13 protein-coding genes are annotated in these 18,901 nt (G+C 55.4%); 7 read left to right on the top strand and 6 right to left on the bottom strand.

Features of this window, described 5'->3' with window-relative positions:
* The first annotated feature begins 182 nt into the window (after positions 1-182).
* The 4 genes from NATGR_RS12930 to NATGR_RS12945 all read left to right on the top strand — a co-directional run bounded on the left by NATGR_RS12930 (position 183) and on the right by NATGR_RS12945 (position 4,389).
* Positions 183-1,091, top strand: a complete 909-nt coding sequence (locus NATGR_RS12930; RefSeq protein ID WP_005580445.1) for an ADP-ribosylglycohydrolase family protein — start codon at positions 183-185, stop codon at positions 1,089-1,091.
* Positions 1,091-2,812, top strand: coding sequence for a HEAT repeat domain-containing protein (locus NATGR_RS12935; RefSeq protein WP_005580446.1), 1,722 nt, complete (start codon positions 1,091-1,093; stop codon positions 2,810-2,812). Before NATGR_RS12930 ends, NATGR_RS12935 begins: the two co-directional genes overlap by 1 nt.
* Before the next feature lie 317 nt (positions 2,813-3,129).
* Complete coding sequence (locus tag NATGR_RS12940; RefSeq protein WP_139222422.1) at positions 3,130-3,456, top strand: hypothetical protein; 327 nt, start codon at positions 3,130-3,132, stop codon at positions 3,454-3,456.
* 327 nt (positions 3,457-3,783) lie between these two features.
* Positions 3,784-4,389, top strand: a complete 606-nt coding sequence (locus NATGR_RS12945; protein WP_005580448.1) for a hypothetical protein — start codon at positions 3,784-3,786, stop codon at positions 4,387-4,389.
* A 366-nt stretch (positions 4,390-4,755) separates the two neighbouring features.
* On the opposite strand, the gene NATGR_RS12950 is transcribed toward NATGR_RS12945, so the two are convergent.
* Complete coding sequence (locus tag NATGR_RS12950; protein ID WP_005580450.1) at positions 4,756-5,493, bottom strand: beta clamp domain-containing protein; 738 nt, start codon at positions 5,491-5,493, stop codon at positions 4,756-4,758.
* A gap of 88 nt (positions 5,494-5,581) precedes the next feature.
* Positions 5,582-7,051 (bottom strand): transposase, encoded by a 1,470-nt coding sequence (locus tag NATGR_RS12955; protein ID WP_241430215.1) that lies wholly within the window; start codon positions 7,049-7,051, stop codon positions 5,582-5,584.
* A gap of 141 nt (positions 7,052-7,192) precedes the next feature.
* Here NATGR_RS12955 and NATGR_RS20280 point away from each other — a divergent pair, with 141 nt between their 5' ends.
* Positions 7,193-7,342: a hypothetical protein gene (locus tag NATGR_RS20280; RefSeq protein ID WP_241430216.1), complete on the top strand. Its 150-nt coding sequence runs from the start codon at positions 7,193-7,195 to the stop codon at positions 7,340-7,342.
* A 490-nt stretch (positions 7,343-7,832) separates the two neighbouring features.
* Here the strand turns inward: NATGR_RS20280 and NATGR_RS19485 are convergent, their stop codons facing one another.
* On the bottom strand, positions 7,833-12,878 hold the full coding sequence (locus tag NATGR_RS19485; protein WP_015233676.1) for an ATP-binding protein: 5,046 nt from the start codon (positions 12,876-12,878) through the stop codon (positions 7,833-7,835).
* 238 nt (positions 12,879-13,116) lie between these two features.
* Positions 13,117-14,109, bottom strand: coding sequence for a transposase (locus tag NATGR_RS12965; RefSeq protein WP_015233235.1), 993 nt, complete (start codon positions 14,107-14,109; stop codon positions 13,117-13,119).
* 248 nt (positions 14,110-14,357) lie between these two features.
* Here NATGR_RS12965 and NATGR_RS19490 point away from each other — a divergent pair, with 248 nt between their 5' ends.
* Both NATGR_RS19490 and NATGR_RS12970 read left to right on the top strand, forming a co-directional pair.
* Positions 14,358-14,969 (top strand): hypothetical protein, encoded by a 612-nt coding sequence (locus NATGR_RS19490; RefSeq protein WP_139222417.1) that lies wholly within the window; start codon positions 14,358-14,360, stop codon positions 14,967-14,969.
* Positions 14,970-15,383: 414 nt separating this feature from the next.
* Complete coding sequence (locus NATGR_RS12970) at positions 15,384-16,229, top strand: DUF2250 domain-containing protein (RefSeq protein ID WP_005580454.1); 846 nt, start codon at positions 15,384-15,386, stop codon at positions 16,227-16,229.
* Positions 16,230-16,291: 62 nt separating this feature from the next.
* On the opposite strand, the gene NATGR_RS12975 is transcribed toward NATGR_RS12970, so the two are convergent.
* Positions 16,292-16,894 (bottom strand): class I SAM-dependent methyltransferase, encoded by a 603-nt coding sequence (locus tag NATGR_RS12975; RefSeq protein WP_005580455.1) that lies wholly within the window; start codon positions 16,892-16,894, stop codon positions 16,292-16,294.
* A 439-nt stretch (positions 16,895-17,333) separates the two neighbouring features.
* Positions 17,334-18,866, bottom strand: coding sequence for a cryptochrome/photolyase family protein (locus NATGR_RS12980; protein ID WP_015233678.1), 1,533 nt, complete (start codon positions 18,864-18,866; stop codon positions 17,334-17,336).
* Positions 18,867-18,901: the final 35 nt, after the last annotated feature.

Here is an 18,901-nt window from a genome sequence, read left to right on the forward strand (position 1 = left end):
GCCATCCGACTGTTCAAGATTCCAACTCTAGTAAATCACTAACCGGTGATCTCTGACGAAGGCTGAGTAGATTGAGATGAACAATGCGTGGAGTGAGTACCGGGAGAGTCTCTGTGCGGGAACGAACCCCGATGAGTGATTCCGACCCTACATTTTTCTTGAATGTGTTCGTTGGGTGAGGCATGGATTCGGATCGTGCCCGCGGTGTTCTGGTAGGGTTAGCGTGTGGGGATGCACTTGGACGACCAGTTGAGTTCGACACCGCGTCTGCGATCTCCGCTGAGCACGGAGTACTCGACGAGATGGTCGGGTACGGAACGTGGAACCAGCCGGCTGGAACGATTACTGACGACACTGAGCAGGCGTTGTGTATTGCGCGGAGTCTCATCCAGCAACAGGAGTTCGACCCGACTGATATCGCGGATCGGTTCGTCGCGTGGTACGAGAGCGATCCGTTCGACATTGGCCGGATGACGCTACGTGCGCTTAGTCGCCTCGACAAAGGAGCGACGTGGGATGAGGCAGGGCAGCAGGTCTGGGAGGATAGCCCGGAGGGTTCAAACGCCGGGAACGGAAGTGTGATGCGGTGTCTGCCGCTCGCCATCCCGTACGCAACTGAGTGGGAGAGACTCGTGGAAGTGAGTCGCCAGTCTTCCCAGATTACGCATGCAGACCCTCGGTGTACGTACGGTTGCGCGATTCTCAACCTCACGGTAGCTGGGTTACTCGACGACGCTGGCACGCCGCTGCAGGACGCGCTCGATTACGTCGCGGCAGATGCACCGGACGAACTCACGACCGCACTCGAACCCATTGCCGGCGGGAACTCGCCAGGAGCGCTCGAAATGTCCGGGTACGTCGTTCATTCGCTGCAAACAGCACTTCACGACGGGCTGCGGGCTGGCAGTGCTGAGGAGGCGATTGTGACTGCGGTTAATCGCGGTGGGGACACTGATACGATCGGTGCGATCGCGGGTGCGGTTGCTGGTGCGCGGTTCGGTGCGTCACGAGTTCCGGACCGATGGCTGTCTGCTATTGATGAGACGGACGAACTTGAATCGTTGGCAGATGACCTCTTGGAGGTGGCGTGATGTACGTGCTTGCGTTCGACCGGGACTGGACAGTTGACGTAAATCCGCACCCAAGTCGAGAAGCGGTGCCGATCGAGTGGGTTCGGTACTGGGCATACGAGACCGAGCACGAGGTCTGGGCGATCGGGAACCAGGATCTCGTCGATGAAGCCGATATTCCGGGAACGGTCGAATCTATACGGCGGCGTGATGGGGATATCGATGCGCTAGGTGACCGGAATGAGTTCGGGAACTACGAGTGGTGGCCGGAGCGAGAAGCGCGGCTTCGAATACTCGCTGAGTTGTTTCCCGATGCAGACGAGTACGTTGTCGTCGATGATCTCGATTTGAGTCACGTTGATGGATGGGATCATTACCACGCATGGGACTTCGTCGAACTCGTCCGAGACGGAAAGATCGAATTGTCGATCCCGTCCTCAGACGATCTGGTTCCTGACGGTGGGTTCGAATCAGCGGACGAGGTACGAGACATCTTAGCCGACGGGTACGTGTTTGAATTCACGTATCGGACGGAAGAGGAGACGAAAACGCATTTGGTCACGCATTTCGAGCCGGAGCGCCCGTCGATGAAGCCGTTGAAAGGCCCGCCGGCGTTCTGGTTCGAGACCGTTGGGAACGAGGAGAAGTTCTCTGTTCGACTCCCGGATATTGAGTCGGTTCATCCTGTACCGTATGAGCGCCTCGCTGATCCGTTCTTAGGGGCGGCGTTCGCTGCGGTTCGATCACAACTCGAAGAGGATGCTGAGACCGTAGACGGTGAGACGCTACGCGAAATGCTCAGCGATTCCGTGTCGAATCCGGCACGCGTGGAGCAGCGTGAGGCACTTCGGCTTGCGATGAGCACGCTGCAGCATCGAGAAGCTGAACGCGAACTGGCTATCGAAGCTGTGTTCGAGGTAATAGCTGATGAGCCCAGCACACTCGATCGGAAAGCGCTTCGAACCGTGTGGGAATCGACGAAGGATGAACCGGCGGTGTTGGAAGAGTATGTGCCTGAGTTGGCGAGTTATGCGAGCCAAGAATCACCGTGCCAGCCAGCTGCGACGCGCTGTTTGATGGAAATCGCTGAAGCGAATCCTGGCAGTGTACTCGAAGCAGTTCCAGCGGTGGAGACTGCTGTAACAAGTGGTTCTGGGATGACACAAAGTTACGCGGTGTACACGTTCTCCAGTGTTGCAGAAGAGTACCCTGAAGAAGTGTTCCCCGCGGTTCCTGCGTTGATCACGGCGTTGCAAAGCGACGACGATACGACGCAGACGAACGCGTTAGCAGCACTTGGAAAGATCGCGTCGAACTATCCGGATGCTGCTGAACCAATCGTAGACGAGTTAGTGGTGTTGCTGGATGCTGAGGCGAAGAGTGTTCGGAATAATGCAGTCGGATTGCTGGGTGATCTCGCGCAAGAACACCCTGACATCGTGATTGAACACGCTGATCGGATCGCTGCCCGACTGGAGGACAATAACGTTCAGGCGCGCGTGAACGCGTCACTTGCACTGCTTCAAGCAGGTGAGGCGGATCCGAGTGCGATCAGGGCGCAACAGGATCAGTTGGAGAGTGCGCTGGAGGATCCAAGCCCGGAAGTCCGAGCGAATGCGTGTTCGCTGATTGGAAACGCGAACGTACCGGTTCCAATTGAAGAACTCAAAGAGTTAGAAGCGAATGATATGAACGACACAGTCCGCGAGCGTGCAGCCTGGACGATTACGCGGGTAAACTAGATTGTGTATCGAATCGGGCGAACGCTACAGGAACTCGAACCGATGACAACGTGACGAGCCCGTCGGTATAACGGTGAGTCACAGCCACGACAATCCAGTGTTGAGTTCTTCGAGGAACGATGGTCAAGCTTGAACGGTGGCCGAAAACGTGATTGGTTCGCCCACTCGTTCGAGGATAGTTTCGTGGAGAATGGGTGAGTAGGGTCGAACGACGGGTTCGTCCGAATGTAGTAGTCGTTGTCGATGGTGAATAGCGCAGCGTTGAATGCACGGTGAGACAGTCGGTGAGGCTAACTTGATGCGGAGGGTATTGTTCTGTGACGGTGAATCCAGCAACGCGATATGTGGTGGAGTCAGAGGACGTGTCGCCAGTCCATGCGTTTGTCGCAGATCGCGGTCAGGGCGTGGCGAAATCAGAGATAGACCACGTCACGATTGCTGGTCGTGACATGGCGATTGCTAGTGATGTGACTGCAGACGAACAGGCCGTCATTGAGGACGGTATTCGGACGGTCGAACCAGTTGGTAAGGAGTGTTTCGCTAATTCGCTTCGATTGTGGAACCACAATCCACGGTTTTACTACGTCGAGGGATTTGCTACCAGGGCTGACCTCGATGTTGACGGATTTGAGCACGCTTGGTGACTGCTTGATGGCGAGAAACTCGTTGATCCGACAACCCCGTTAGACCACTACCACGGTGTTGAGATCGAAGATACAGACGCCCTACAGCGATACGCGGAAGAGTATCCTGAAGAGGGGATTATCGGGAATCACCGGAATCGATTTGAGTTTCTTCGGGAGCGAGGATACGTCGAATGACGATGGATCCGGTCGTAGCCGCGAAGTTTCTTTGATCTGGATTGTGGGCTATATATACACTCCGCAATACGGTCTAGTTACTTCTCAGACTCCCTCGTCTAGACAGCGTCGCCAGTATTGTTATCACAATAGAATGTCTGGTGTTCTGCCATGGGAGATTCCGACGATAGCTCAAATCAACCCGAGGACTCTTCTTTGGATCAGATGATGCAGCATCTGGAAGAGGCGAAAGAGCGTACGACTTCTAGTTCGTCAAGGCGACGGAAGCAAAGTCAGTATTCTGGGTTGGCTCAAAAAATCCGGAAGCATCGGAGCGTAGCGGTGCTCACCAAGAACTACTCTAAGCGACTGGAAGAACTTGTAGAATACGATGCTATAACGCATCGGTCTTCAAGTACCTGGACGACTGCTGAATCTGCTGTCGATGCTCACGGTAGCCTTCCAATATATTACCGGACAGAGGATACTGTAACACACGCTGGTATAATTACAGATATTGTCATCGAACCGGATTCAGAATCGGATGATATAGAAAAGTTTCAGAAGCACATCAGTGAGAATGATACTTATTCCGAGTACAATGAAGAACTAGATACTACCACCTATATCGTCGAGCATGGGCACAAACTCGATGATCCTTTCCCGATGACGGATCTCAAGAAGCTGAGTGACAACGAGCCAGTAAGTGCGGGGTTCTGGCGAGGGGCACCGGCATATGTGTTTCAGCGAGAGCGAGATTTCCAATCGATACCATAGCCGAAATTCACTATCGACTTCGTAATGCTCAGGAAATGGTGAGTTGGTCAAACTGAGTTTGACCTACCGAATGGCCGAAGCCTCTGATCCAACTCCCGTGGTTGCCCTTGCTGGACAGCCCGACTCCGGCGCGTTTACCCACCCGAGGTGCACCGTTGCGACAATTACAGTCACACGATGCCTTTCTACGCCATCCTACGCCCAATCCACCTCCCCGACCGTTGCCCTTGCGGGAAAGGCCGTCGTCGCCGTCTCAATTGAGACGTTTTTGCTGCATAATTTTTTGGACTCCTGACGGATCTCGTGTAGAACCGGGCAACGTTAGACCGGTGGGAAACTGCTACTGCGTTCTGACACATTTCTCAATTAAACGCCAATCCCGGCGAACGTGGCAGTCACGGTTCCTGTTCCGTTGGCGATCGGATACTGAAGTCGTACGTGTTCTCGGTTTCCTAGTTCCCATCGCATCAGCGTGTCGGCGGGAATCACTCGCTGAATCGGCGCGAAGTAATCGAGTGACACTGGTTGCCCGACAGCAGACCCCTGTACCCGTTCGACGTCCGCCGCACCGAATTCGAAGTTAAACGCATCCCGCATGTTGTTTGTGGTTCCTGAGAAGGTAGTCGGATTGGAATCGACACGCAGGCGGATCTGCGAGCCAGCGATGTCTGCTAACTCGATAGGTACGTCCAGTTTACGGCTTGGGAGGGTCGCCATCGCGGGCTGGTCGGCGTCGAGTGGAGTGAATACGATCGGGACAGTATTGGAACCGACGAGCGAGAACGTGTACGTGAGTGAACCTGCAGTAAGTGTTATCCAACTCTGTTCAGCATTGATCTCGATCTGAATCAGATCGGTCTCACCGACAATATTGAGAAACTGAGCGACCTGAGAGAGGTTGATACCGGTTTCCATCGGCTCTGCAGAGTAGGAGTTGAAAGCTGCCTCGGACGCTGAGACCTCGACGATTGCTTCCCTCGATTTATCCGTGGCGTGTATTTCGATTCCGTCTGGTTCGACACGCAACAGCTCGTGGCTTTTCAATGTCGTCGGTGGGGCGACGATCGCTTCGAAGTCGTCCTGCAGGATTGTCGCGGTCAGCATCGTCGTACCCTCTGGTGAAGCAAGACTATCCGAGTGACAGTCCCGTTGTAATCGATGGTATCGACAGGGGACTGGTCTGCGTGCATGGTTATCGATTTAGTTCGGTTGCGCCACGTCGCGTGTAGACGACGTCGACGATGGCGAGCAGTACCTCGTAGTACGGGACGTCCAACCGCAGCGCGTACTTGGGGGACGTGGCTCGATTCATCAAGGTGTGGATGTTGTAACAGAGCGTAGCGATCTGCAGGAGGAACAGACGCATCTTCGGGTACGGTGAGCTCGTTTCGACACCGACATCGTGTTTCAGTTGCCTGAGTAACGTCTCGACGCTCCATCGTTTGGAGTATGTGTCGAAAATTTCGGCGGCGGGCGTGTCGTCAGGGTCAAGATCGGAGAGAAACGCCATGTGCGTGTGACCGGCATCGTCTCTGAATTTTTCGGGGACGGGGTAGACGTAGAGGTTCGGACCAGGAGTCACGTCAGCGAAGTTGATGTTCCTTCGACTGTTAGATTTACCTTCAGGCGTCTCCGCCAGCAACTCAGCGGCTTCCCCTTGCCGTTTCGCCCTAATGACCCAGTTCCGCCCGGCGATGGCCCGGCACATCCTGACGGCGTCACCATCGTAGAACTCTCGGTCGATGTGTACTCGGTTGACACCGCCTTCCCGGGCGGCAGTTCGGAGCAAGAACCGGAACTGTTCGGTGGTCTCACTCTTATCTTCTACCAGGTTGAGTCCAAGCGCGAACCTGGCATCAATATCCATCACACAGAGAACCGCGAACAGCCATCCAATCCCCTTGTCCCCTTGTTTCGGATTCTCAATCAGTTTTAATTCCCCATCCTCGCCAACGTGTTTCCCCTCGTATTTGACCCACGTCGTGTCGAGTGCGTAGTTGTAGTCACGGTCGAAGAACCCATGCGCGGACGCGATCTGGATGAACCGGCGGTTGATGTCGGTGAACATCCGGAGAATCTCTTGAGTATCAACGCTGCGCAGAAGGCGGCTAACTTGCCCGGCAGTCGGGATCTCACTTGTTTCGTAGTGCCAACTCGCGGTTGGTCGCGCCGAGTTGAGTCCGTGTGCGTAGGCACCCTGCGCAACAGCAGCGATTATTGCTTTCACTGCATGCTGCAAATTCTTCGACCGGTCGAAGGAGATCGGCTCCAGCAATTCATCGAGGAGTGAGTCCACCCAGTGACGAATCGCCGCTCGTCGCGTTTCCCCCGCTACTTCTCCCTCGTCGATGGGGACAGAGACATCGAGACCGTGAGCCGTGACAGCACTTTCCGGAACGATGATTCCACGGCGAGCCACCGCGTGCACTACGCGAGTAGCGGCGTTTTGGATGCTCTCCCGGTATCCGTCCTCACGGAGAGCGTTATGAGTTCGCCAAAAGGTCGATTGATCCGGGATCGAACTGAAACCCAACTTCTGGGCGGTCGCTTCCAACTCTTCAAAGTGCGCCACGAGTCGTGGGTACGACTCCATCGCCCATGCATCGTGCAGTAACAGAGCCCGCACTCGTCGTGGTTTCTCGGGAAGTTCGTCGAGGCTCACCCCTTCCTCACAGAGCGCTCTCTCAGCGAACTGGAGAACTGTCTTGTCGAATTCCGCTGCAGACTCTTCGGACAGTCCATCCGAGGGTTCGTTCTCGTCGTTCTCACCCGACCGGTTCGCTTCCCCGAACTGAACTGTGAGATGGGCCTCGTGATACAGTTCTTCGACGTCTTCAACCGGGTGCTCAAGTTCGACATCCTGTCCGCGCTGGGCAACGGGACCGTAATCTTCCCCAGTCGGATCGTGCTGATAGCCGAGGTCTACTTCACTCGTGTGATTCGCCTTCGATGAATCCAAGTCATGGATGTAGGCATCCGAGTGAACCGCTTTCCCGCCTCGTACTGTACTTTCTGTCATCATGTTGGACTCTCAGCCGCTGACGGATAACTGATTGCCCGTTGCAAAGAATCACGTAACCTCAAGACTACAATTGGAGCCCGATTATTCTCGGTTTCGAGGCAAACGTATTTATTTCTCCAGCAGATCTCGCCAGGGAAAAACACTATTCCTACGGTGAAATGACCGGACAGAGTCCCTATACCGGCCGTACTCACAAACGAAACCTTGCTGCAAAGAAACCAGTAACGGAAACAGAACTACGCTGTGAGAGTAAGAAAGGACGCCTATGATTTGCTGGTAGAGTTATCGTGACTGGCGGTGTGGAAGCACACTCGTCCACAAGTGTGATCTCCTTGACCGAATTAGAATCAATCCATCCGGCAAAAGCGTTTGAAATCTATCTTGATGAGCGGAGAGGTAACCTCGTATATACCTCAAATTCTCAATCGGTACGGGTAACACGGAGGATGAGGCCGTCGTGTTCGAAGCCTTCGGTCCGAAGTTTGTCAAGGGCGTCGCTGGGGAGTTCGTCTAGGGAGTCGGTGAATTCAGTCGCGGTGCCGTCGTCTTCAACGCCCCAGAGTTGCCAGTCACCAGCGTATCTTTGATCGTCGTTCTTGTCATCACGGACGGTTTCGTAGACGGCGAGTTGCTTGCTCGTCAGGTGGAGGCCGACGACTGGGCGAGTTGCGGAGATTGCTTTGATTTCGTATCGGACTGGTTGGACGCGGTTTTCTGAGTCGCGTTCAAGGCCGAGAAGGTCGTAGCCAGCACCGTCCCAGACGTTGGCAAGGTGCAGCCCCACTTTGAGATCGTCGCAGTTCTGAGTTTCTTCATAGGTTTGCTGTGCGGAGGTGAGGTTACTGGCAGTGACGCCGCCGTCCGGGATAGGCCAGTACAGGACGTCCCATGCGTCCTGTACGGGGCCGTGAATCGTTTCGACCGTGGATTGGTCACGAGTCTCGTCGAGAATGTTGTGCGTTTGTTCGGTGATGGTTTCGAGGGCGGCGTGTTCGGCGTTCGTCCCGATGGTTTTCTGGCTCCGCATGCGGTCGAAAACGTCGGATTGGTCAACGGTCCCGGTTTCCTGCATGGAGGGTTCCGGGTCGGAGAGGGAGTGCCGTGACCAGTTACTATCGATATCAGTTGCGTTCATTACGTTTGTGACACGTTTGTACTCCGGGATGAACTGGCGGGCTTCCTCGATAAGGTCATCAGGGATGTCAGCGTCAGGGACACCTTCCTTGGCGAGCCAGTGCTGGACGGCTGCATCAGGCTGGAACTGCAGCTTCTGAAGCTCTGTGGTTGTGATGTACTCGTGGAGTCGGTCAGTGAGGGTGTCTTCCTCAATGTCTTCCAGAACAGTAGACTGGAGAAGGTCAAGGAGGTATGGAACGAGGTGTTCTTGGTATGTGTCAAACCACTCGTTCCAGCGGCGCTGGTTCTCCGTTCGACAGTGTACCGCGGGTCGGAATGGTTCCTGTTGGGTGGATAGCTCGATTTGACCGAATTCTTCGTTGATTACTGCCTCAGACAAATCCTGTGGGGTTTCTGGCGTCGGTCGGAGGTCTGCAAGGGTGAGTGTTCGGAGGCGTGTGACGGCAGTAGTCTGGAGTTCGATGTTGAACGTGTTGAGTACCTGCTCGGTTTTGGTGAGCAGCGCGTCTCGTTGATCGGTGTCGAGGGGATTGATTCGGTGTTCGTATGTCTCAACGAGTGGTGTCGCATCACGGCGGTCGAGGAGTTGATCGAGGTCTTCGGGATCAGTTTCGTAGGTTTGGAGTGCGCGTTCGAAGAGTGAGGCGGCCTGCGAGTGGTGGTCCTCAAGCAGGAGCTCAGCCAGCGGTCGGCCGAACGCGGCTAACGGCGGGCGGTTGCCGTCACTGGTTGTATCGAAGATGATTCGTCTTGCCGCCGGTTCTTCGCCACTGGCGGAATCAGCGTTGAGCAGGGCGATTCCGTCGTCGTTTTTGTGTTTCGTCGTGGTTCGGGTGGTTTCGGTGCCGAAGGTCGCGGTATATTCGAGCCAGACGTTGCTGACCGGGGTGAATACGTCGGGGTCCCATTGTTCAACGTCGTCGGTGAGATTGACAGTAAGGTGTTGATCGGCGTCCGCGAGTGCCAATAGACTCGGCACGATTTCGGCGAGCTCATCGGCGATCGTCGACGCCACGTCTTCACCGGCGACGGCACGATCGTGGTCAGGTTCGTCAAAGGCATCGAATTGCACGGTTTCCTCGATGGTGACGCTGTAGTCAGCCAGCGGTTGATAGTCATTGAGAAGTTCCGGGCCTATGGTGGCGCTGACAAGGCGTTCGTCCGGGAAGCATCGCCGCATGGTTTCTTGATCGGCAGGGGAGGCGGCGATCCAGGCTGGGTCTGCATCAAGGTCGGCAAGGGACCGCCATTCGAGCCGGCGTGTCGAGAGTGCCCGTTGTTCACCGGCCGGTCGGTACGTGAGGACTGCAAGGTCATTACTGGTGGGGTGGGAAGGCCCATTCCGAACGATTGCGTCGAGAATTCGTTCAAAGAGGCCCGTGTACGCATCGCGGATACTCGGTGTGTCGGCGAACGCAGTTGGATCCGTGTGCGTACGAAGTTGCGTTAACAGCCGGACAGCTGGGGCTGCGTTTGCAGCAGCGAGATCCTCGCGTGCCGTGCCATCGATAGCACCGAGCGTAATCAATAGTTCGTCGTTGACTGCGGTTTGATCGACGGACCACAGGAGTTCAGCGAGATAGGGTTGCTGGGCGGACAGCAACGTCAGGTCTCGCGGTGGGATTCCGGCTACGTTCTCGGTAGTTGCTGGTGGGGATGCATAGACACGGCTTGTGTCATCTACCGGGTACCATGCCCGTTCGCCGAGTGGATCTAGCAAATCGATTCGATCCGGGATGACGTCGTCATCTTCAGCGTCTTCCTCGCCGGTCTCTGTCGCGTCGTATTCGGCATCCAACAGCGGTTGTAGCCACGGCTCAGCTGCCGTGATCGCATCATACCACCCGTTCGGTGTGTCGGTAGCATGGTCCGGAGGGAGAGTACCGAGCGTGAGATCCATTGTCCCGGCTCCTGGGGCAGTGAGTGACGGTGGTACATCTCTTCGAGAGACGACGCCATTTTCGGGGCCGCCTTCAACAAGCGTAATCGCAGGCGCGTCTTCGTGAGGAGGGGCAGGAGCGACACCGAGGAACGTGAGGAACTCGTCCAGTGGGAGTTCTTCTGGTAGGTCACCGAGACGATTCTCGTCAATGTCGGCTCGGGTGAGTTGACGTGCGGGTGCCCATTTCTCGTCTGTGGTTGGGAGATACAGTGTTGCAATGGCACGGCCTGCGCGACGGGCGGCCTTGCTTGGGGCTGGAAGTGCGCGCCATCCTGGGCCGTTCTGAGTGAGGCTGGTCGGAGTGTCGTGACTAGTTCCAGTGTCCAGGAGATAAAGCTCTGCAGCGAATGAGATCAGTTCCTGTTGGCGAGAGACGGCTTCGTCGATGGTTTCTGCGAGCGGTGATCCGGACCAGTTTTTGACGGAGGCGTTCGGAAGTTGTCGGAGCTCTTGGAGGACTTCCCATCGGTTGAACGGGGTGGTGTTGAGTGCATTTGGGGACCGAGAGTATAGATCAGATGCAAAATCGAATGTAGTGACGGCACGGTCGTCAGCTGTCAGCGCCGTTGGGAGGGTGAGACGTGAGGCGTCGGTGCTTTGCAGGAACAGTTTCCGGTCGTGGCGCTGCTGGCGACCAGTTGGTTGGTCGCTGTCAGCGCGGTCTGGAAGCGGTACAGCAGACACAAACGTTGAGTTGTCTGGCTCTTGAGATTCGTTAGTGAGGACAACCGGGGCGACGGCGGCTTGGTGTTCGCGGAGAGAATCACAAAGGGCGAGTGCGGTTCGACGCCAATTCTTTTGTCGGGTTTTTGTCGAGCAGAGCTGGTCGATCCAGGCTGTCGTAGCGGCCCAGAACTGTTCGTACGTTTCGAGCTGCCAGTCGTCGCGGGCATCGAAAAATGCGTGCGCAAGAGTTGCCCAGTGTGTGTACGTTTCAGGGTCTTTACTTCCACCAGGGAACAGCAGGTCTTTAAGGAAAGTTATGACGTGTGCAGCAGCATCTGAGTCACTTCGGGTTGGGTTGAGGAACTGCCAGAAGTCAGATCGCTGTTGGTCTGTCGCTGAGAGGGTGGTTTCAGTGACGATAGATGGCTGGATCCGTGTCCATTCGATGGTTTGTTCGAGGTTAGCATCAACAGTTCGAATTGCTCGAAGGAGGTGGAGCTCAGCAGCGATTTCTAAGAGCTTCCGATTGTAGGGCCCCATTTGGTCGTCATCAAGCCTGATATTTGTTCGATCGATGCTGAGTTGGAAGTCACCGTGAATATCGATGCCAAACGGGGAATCGATCAATGTCGGGAGGTACCCATAGATACTGCCCGCCGTAGCGTTGTCATCGTCAGTGTCATCTGGGGTGCGTGTTGGGGGCCAGGCGATCGCTGCACCAGGTTCGGCGACGTCGTGGTCAGCTTTCTCTGCATCGTCAGCCAATGCTGGAGAAGTGTACGCAGAAATTGCGCGTCGTTGTGGAGTGACTTCAGCGGTGGCTGTCGTAGGCCAGGTAGTGCGTTGGAAGGAGGGTGGCTCGTCACTCGGGGTTTCGAAGGAGATGGTAATGTCGCGTCGGTCTGGGTCAAGGCCGACGAAGTGCAGATGGTGGGATTTGAATTCCGCAATGCGGTTACGCAGTGTTGAGTACTGTGATTGAGGGATTGGGACGATGATAGCTGTCGAGAGGTCTTCGGCATTCTCGACCGCTTCTGGCTGTGTGTCGGTGTAGAGTGGGAGTGGGAAGTGGTAACTTGGTCGTGGTTCTGTGTCGTCGAGCCGCGGTACCGTGCCGTTAAGGAACCGGTCTCGGCCTCGGTTGACGGCGGGCGTCTTACTGCGATGGTTCCATGTGGTTTGGTCGAGCGGCGAATGCATTTCCAGTCCCCACCACGCGGAGTCTGACGTGGTGTCGAGGTTACTCCAGACGCGAACGTGCGTATCAAGGGCGAAGACAGAGCGGAACCCGATTCCTTTGGTACCAATGCTTTCGTCCGGAGATTTGTTTGACGTGTGGAGAGAACAGAGCGCGTTGAAATCCGGACGGCGGCGATCGGCTCCGCCGGAGTCTGGTGGATTCTCATAGTTGTAGTCTGGGTCAACGCGGATGCCATCTCCGTCGTTCGCTACGAGTAACTCGTAAGCACCGTCATCCCGCGATGATTCTACGAGCCTGATAACAACGGTTTCATCAGCACGATCGAGCGCATTTTGTAGCAGTTCGAACACCACTCGCCCGGAGTATTCGCGTCGGATCTGGGATTCACCAGTCTGCTGCTGATGAGCGACTTCCCCGTCGAGGCTTTGATAGTACGAATAATGGTTCTGGAAGACAGATGCGACCGTGTCGAGATCAGTTGGGACTGCACCAACTGCACGAGAGGGGATCGAATCAGCCATGAACTCATTCACCTCACGCTATAGTTATGTAGTTTAGCACTATATTCGGGTGACAATGCCTTGTAAACCCATCCCGATTCTGCTGCGTCTAAACACTCCCCTGAGGGAATATTCAACAAAGTAGATCTGTTCTGTTCACGTTAAGACAGGTGAATGAAATGTTCGGAAATGACAGACTTGATACATTTAGCATACCATATTACCAATAACTTGATTAAAGGGTGTCATAGAAGAGTTCTCACACCGTGATCACGGTGCTTCCCGGATTGTCTCCACGTTCGTAGTTGGTAATTGCGATGACGAGACGAAGGCACAGAGCGAGGAACACCTGCGATCGTGCGTGAACGCGGCCTCGGGCGTGCGTTCGCCCGAGGCCGCAGTCCTTCACTGATTCGTTGGTTCGTTCGACTCCAGTACGGCGGTTGTACGTCTCATCCAACGTGGACTGCTTCAACTGAACGTCCTCGCTGTGTTGTTCGATACGGTCTTCGACCCTATACTCGATATCTTTCGGGTCGTCGGTGTTTCGCGCGTTGTACGGGGCGACTGGCACGACCCCTGCAGCCAGCAGGTGGTCGTGCCAGTCCAGCGTGTCGTAGGCACTGTCACCGACCATCCAAATCGGCTTGGCGACGGCGAGCGCGTCACGGGTGACGCGCATCGCCGTCTCCTCTGTCGCTTGTTTACTCTCTGTGAACTCCGCCGCAATCGGGATCTTTTGCCCGGTCGAGACGATTGTACAGCCGTAGCCGTGGTAGTACTCGTCGTTGGTTGGATCGTAGCACTTCGACGCGTCTTGATCGGCAGGCATCGCCCTCACGTCAGTTGAATCAATGGAGTAGGTCAAGTCGAGCAGGCCCCGCAAGGCGGCCTGCTCGACGAGGTGGTCGAAAACCTCGTCAACGACGTGTTCGAGATCGGTGAGGAAGCGATCGACCGCGTCTCTCGACGGCGGTCGATCGAACCCACAGCTCAGCCAGACAACTGTATTCCGTAGCTCTCGTTCAACGGGGCGAATGCCGTAGATGTCCTTGTAGTAGCAGTGGAGAAAGCCACGCATCAGCTCTGGAGGTTCGTGGTCTCGTGTTCGCCCCGTCTCCGCCGGGGCGAACACGTCGAACTCTTCGAGAAACTCGAAGGAAAGGTGCTCGAACAGCGCTAGCGTCTCGGTCTCCACGACATTGAAAAACGAGTCTACCGAAGGGTCATCTTGCAGGGTCGCTGAACTCATCCACCTCAGCGTTCACCCTGCTCTTTAGTGTGCTACTCGTTCTATGACACCCTCTGATTAGTTTGGCGGGTAGTGTCCTAAACCCAAAGATGCTATCTAATAAGAATGATGGTTTTATCATAACTCCGGAAGGACTGAAAAGAATGGCTGTATTTTTACACCACTCATTTAAATACCGGTCTGAGGAGTTCTGTGATATCTATGGTGACCCCGAATCTAACACTCACACTCTGAATAGTGTTTTTACAATGGAATTACGTCGTCTGATCGCCTCATCAACCCTTTATAAACATATCAATGAATACACCAATTTAGAGCCAATAATGCTTGCAGGTGAAAGTAAGCCACGCCCGCCCTGGATGGTCTCGGTCAAGGTTAAGTCAGAGGAAAAATTTACTATAATATTTCCGGATGCTGTTAAGGAGTATTATAAATGGGCTTCCTTAAGCAATTATAAAAGAAAGATGTACGGTTCAGATTGTCTACTCGGTAGTGTACTAATTGAGTCTTCTAATAATACAGAAGATGAGAACCGATTTAGAGAAAATGGAATTCATCTTCCAGAGGAACAATGGTCGGTAGGAGAACAACAAATACCATCTAATGCTACTGACTCACTGTTCAAAGAATATGCTCAAACGATTCGTGAAGGAACCGATGATTTAGCATCTCTAAATTCATTTGACAGTATTACTGTAGTTGGGTTTGAACAAGCAGAAGGGCTTAGATCGGCGAATAATCCAGAGTACGGTAAAGTGTACGAATTGGGCGACGCGTATATCACGCCAATAAACCAGTTGAGAGATCCCAGTGATGTCGAAGATCTTGTTCAAAAGTCTGGGAAAGAGCGGGAAAATTAGTTACTACTGTGCTAGACAGTGGTCACAAGCGTCGTACTCACCCTCGAAAAGAGCAGGTAGACTCGACATTCAGTCCTTTGAATCTAACTTGCCCGGGTGGCAATCTTCTGGGTGTTTTATTAGTACAGACCTGAAACAGGTGTTCTGTAGCAGGTCAAAGCCCGATATAGAAGGTGATCGGCCTGGAAGGCCAGTACCCTCGCAGTACAGTGGGGTCCGGCCTCTCGAGGCAATGACCAGGGTTCGAATCCCTGTCGGAGCACTACTCCCTTCTTCCGATTCTTTCTGTGGCTTTCGGTCGTGAACCAGCAAGGAACAGGCCACGGTTTTGGGCAATTCGATTTGAGATTGTCTTCCCCGAGTCGCAACCAGGTGGGTTCAAACTGATCGCGGCTGTAGCATCGATAGGTACAGATGGTCTCTCAGTCGGAGATTGAGCGGCTCAAACTGGAAGCGGACACGATTATGACTCGCTACCAGGAAGTCGAACAGGTATTGGAACAGGCTCGGAACGAAGATGGAGAACACTGGGAGACGGACGAAATCGAACTCACACTCGAAACGCCACATGGCGAAGAGATCGATCTCGTGCTCGATTTACAGGCGAATCCGGCGGAGAACGCTCAAACGCGGTATGACCAGGTCGCCGAACTCGAAGCCGAGCATGAGCGACGACAGCAAATCGCCGATCAACTCGATCCACTTCCAGCAGATCCCGTTGCGTATCTTCTCTGCTATCACCTGGATGCTGTCGAGGGGAACTACCCGAAGTCGATCGCCGGACACCTCGATGCGGAGCGGAGCCAGGTCAGAACGTTGTGTACGGAGATGGAACAATCGGGAGTACTCGATCGCATTGAATCTGGGACGGTCAAGCAACGGCGCGTCAAGGCAAAGATGGCTGACGAGGTCCGTCAGCATCACACCTATTACCGGCTTTCCCGAGATGGAGACCACCTTCTGCGATTTCTCTCTCGACGCGAGGGGAAAGTAAACGTCTTGCGACAGCTTCCGGATGGGCACGCGATCGTCCAGCGACTTGCCCGCATCGGTTCGGACTCGCCTCGGGCGACTGCTGCAGAGTGGGAGATGAAGTTCGAAGACGTCAGGCATCTCTACCGTGCACTTCGACGCGTGGGACTCGTCACGCAGTACGACGGCGAGCCGGGCAATGACCAGGCCCAGTCAGCGACGGACCGCACGTACTATACGACGACAGCTGCCGGCAATGACGTACTCGAGGCGGTTGAGGAAGGCTAATCTGGTGACTACGGAAACCCGGGTTATCGTGGCAGAAAGCGATATGAGTCCACAGTGACGGTTCACCCGGAAGTGTTATCGGCAACGACGAATTCGCTGTCGGTTCCCAGTGGGTCGGTGACGGTTCTCGTATCCATGGTCTCGAAGCCGGCCTCGGCTAATTGCTCGAGTGTCTGCTGTCGACCAGGCGCTGAAAAGAACATCGTCCCGCCCATCCACCCATTGCGTACGGTTTCGAAGCGACCGGTCGGAAGCGTCATTAGTAGTCTGCCGCCGGGTTTCAATACGCGAGCAACCTCGCGGTATACTGTCGGATGGTCGCTTCGTGGGACGTGAAAAACGGCGTGGGAGGCCGTTATCGCATCGGCGGTGTTCTCCGCTACCGGCAGGCTGGCCATGTCCGCTTGCACGAGTGTCGCCGACGGTACGGTGTCAGCCGCCAGTTGAAGCCCTGTTCGGGAGAGATCGATGCCGACGCTTTCTGCCGGAAGATTGGCCAGTGTCCTGGCTCCATCACCGCATCCGATATCGATGATCAGCGGCTCCGGGGGACAGTCGGCAAGCAAGTCGTCGATTAGCGCTGCGTCGGAACCATCCGGGTCGCGGCGCTCGGCGTAGGTACGGGCAATCTCGTCCCAAGCGCGGCGGATTTGGTCCCGTTCCACGTACTGAGTTGTTGCGAGGACAGCATCAGTCTTTGCTCCCGAGCGACTAACGGTATCTGGCGACGGACAAACTCAGCAGTTGATACGGTCGCAGGTTCGTCCGCGTCTCGTTTCGGGACCCGAGTCTACGCTGTGTCGTTGATATCTTCTTCCGCCTGAAGCCGGGGAAAATCCCGAGGTTTGGGTATAAGTCGGCTGCTTCGCGGCGAATCTAATAAACGGGTGGGTGTTCGCCTCCTATCGCTGCAATGGAAGTGCGAGGGACCTTCCACTCGGGGACTTCTACAGGCGAAGCGGGGTGAGTGTCTCGGGGTCGGACGGAAAGCAACGATTTCCGTGACTGAGCGAGCAAAGCTCCACGATGTCCGCGAAACCTCTGGTTTCGCTCGATGATGAGACGCCTTCGGCGTCCCGAACCACTTGACCCCGAGGCGGTTCACTAGAGCTCTCCGTGTCGTTGCTTTTGTCGGAGTGTCTCGACACGATCTTTGATTTCTGTCATCGCACCGCTTTCCTGTTTGGAGTCTACGTGGCTGTACATCAGTCCCATCCGATGATTCGACCGGAGCTTGTCTTCGTTTCGGTCGAGAAAGTCCCAGTACAGTGCATTGAACGGACAAGCACGATTGCCGGTGTCTTTTGTCTTGTCGTATCGACAGTCACTGCAGTAGTCACTCATCTTGTCGATGTAGTTCGCCGACGAAACGTACGGCTTCGAGGCGAAGACACCGTCGCCGTACTGGCCCATCTCGACGACGTTCGGAGTTGTCACCCAGTGGTATGCATCAACGTATGTCGCGTGGAACCACTCGTTTAGCTGCGCCGGCTGAACGCCCCAGAGTGTCGCGAAGTTCGCTAACACCATGAGCCGCTGAATGTGGTGTGCGTACCCGCGGTCACGAACAGCACCGATCGTCTGTCTGAGACAGCTCATGTTGGTGTTACCGGTCCAGTAAAACGCTGGCAGGTCGGTCCCGGCATCGAGTTGGTTGGCGGTGGCGAGTTGCGGCATTTCGTGTCGGTAAACGTGCCGCATGAACTCTCGCCAGCCGATGAGCTGTCGCACCACCCCTTCGGCCGAATTGAGGGGGATCTCGTCGCGTTCGTGGTAGGCCTGCTCGATCGCGGTAACGGCCTCCCAGGGATGAAGCAAGCCGAGGTTGATCGACGAGCCCAACAGCGCGTGGGCCATCGCCCAGTCGTCGCTTCGCATTGCGTCCTGATAAGGGCCGAACGACGGGAGTCTGTTGGCAACGAAGTGGTCGAGTTTCCGCTTGGCCTGTGCCCTCGTGACCGGCCAGACCAGATCCGTCGTCGACCCCCAGGTGTCGAACTCCGCCGCGATCCACTCGCTTGTCTGTTGGGTGAGTTCGTCGTGTTCTGGTTCCAAGACCGGCGGAGAATCCCACGATTCGGGCGGAAAATCCTGGTTTTCGCTGTCGTAGTTCCACTCGCCCCCGACTGGCTCGCCGTCGTCGGTCATCAACACCCCTGTCTGCTGTCGCATCCACCGGTAGAAGGTTTCGTGTCTGAACGGGTCCTTGTCGGTGGCGTTTGACCACTCGTCGAAGGCTTTCCGCGTGCCAACGAACAGTTCGTTCTGAACGACGTCGAGTGCTCCGCCTGCGTCCTCGACGAGGCTCTCAAACGTTTCGGCACTTCGGTGGCTCGGCGACCGCATCTGCACGAGTTCATCGTCAGGGTACCGGTCGAAGTACGTCGCCAACCCATCAGCAAACGTCTCGGCTTTGATATACTCTACCTCGTAGCCGCGTTCGCGAAGTGTGTCTCTGAACTGCCGCATCCCAGCAAAAACAATCGTCAGTTTGTGGTGATGGTATCGCTTGCGCCTGGCGAAATCGTGGGCCTCGATCAGTAGTACACGGGAGTCCGTCGGAGCGCGTTCGAGCGGACCGACAGCGGGATGAAGATGCGTCCCCAGAATCCACGGCACCCGACGTTCGTCTGACATGGTGTACTCCTGTGGATCACCGACGACTGGAGCAG

Origin of the sequence: Natronobacterium gregoryi SP2, from assembly GCF_000230715.2 — an archaeon.
Taxonomy (GTDB): domain Archaea; phylum Halobacteriota; class Halobacteria; order Halobacteriales; family Natrialbaceae; genus Natronobacterium; species Natronobacterium gregoryi.

What these genes read in the sequence shown, in the direction of transcription:
- NATGR_RS12930 (WP_005580445.1), top strand. Translation starts at nt 183, where the DNA reads ATGGATTCGGATCGTGCCCGCGGTGTTCTGGTAGGGTTAGCGTGTGGG.
- NATGR_RS12935 (WP_005580446.1), top strand. Translation starts at nt 1,091, where the DNA reads ATGTACGTGCTTGCGTTCGACCGGGACTGGACAGTTGACGTAAATCCG.
- NATGR_RS12945 (WP_005580448.1), top strand. Translation starts at nt 3,784, where the DNA reads ATGGGAGATTCCGACGATAGCTCAAATCAACCCGAGGACTCTTCTTTG.
- NATGR_RS12950 (WP_005580450.1), bottom strand. Translation starts at nt 5,493, where the DNA reads ATGCTGACCGCGACAATCCTGCAGGACGACTTCGAAGCGATCGTCGCC.
- NATGR_RS20280 (WP_241430216.1), top strand. Translation starts at nt 7,193, where the DNA reads ATGGGCCTCGTGATACAGTTCTTCGACGTCTTCAACCGGGTGCTCAAG.
- NATGR_RS19485 (WP_015233676.1), bottom strand. Translation starts at nt 12,878, where the DNA reads ATGGCTGATTCGATCCCCTCTCGTGCAGTTGGTGCAGTCCCAACTGAT.
- NATGR_RS12965 (WP_015233235.1), bottom strand. Translation starts at nt 14,109, where the DNA reads ATGAGTTCAGCGACCCTGCAAGATGACCCTTCGGTAGACTCGTTTTTC.
- NATGR_RS19490 (WP_139222417.1), top strand. Translation starts at nt 14,358, where the DNA reads ATGGAATTACGTCGTCTGATCGCCTCATCAACCCTTTATAAACATATC.
- NATGR_RS12970 (WP_005580454.1), top strand. Translation starts at nt 15,384, where the DNA reads ATGGTCTCTCAGTCGGAGATTGAGCGGCTCAAACTGGAAGCGGACACG.
- NATGR_RS12980 (WP_015233678.1), bottom strand. Translation starts at nt 18,866, where the DNA reads ATGTCAGACGAACGTCGGGTGCCGTGGATTCTGGGGACGCATCTTCAT.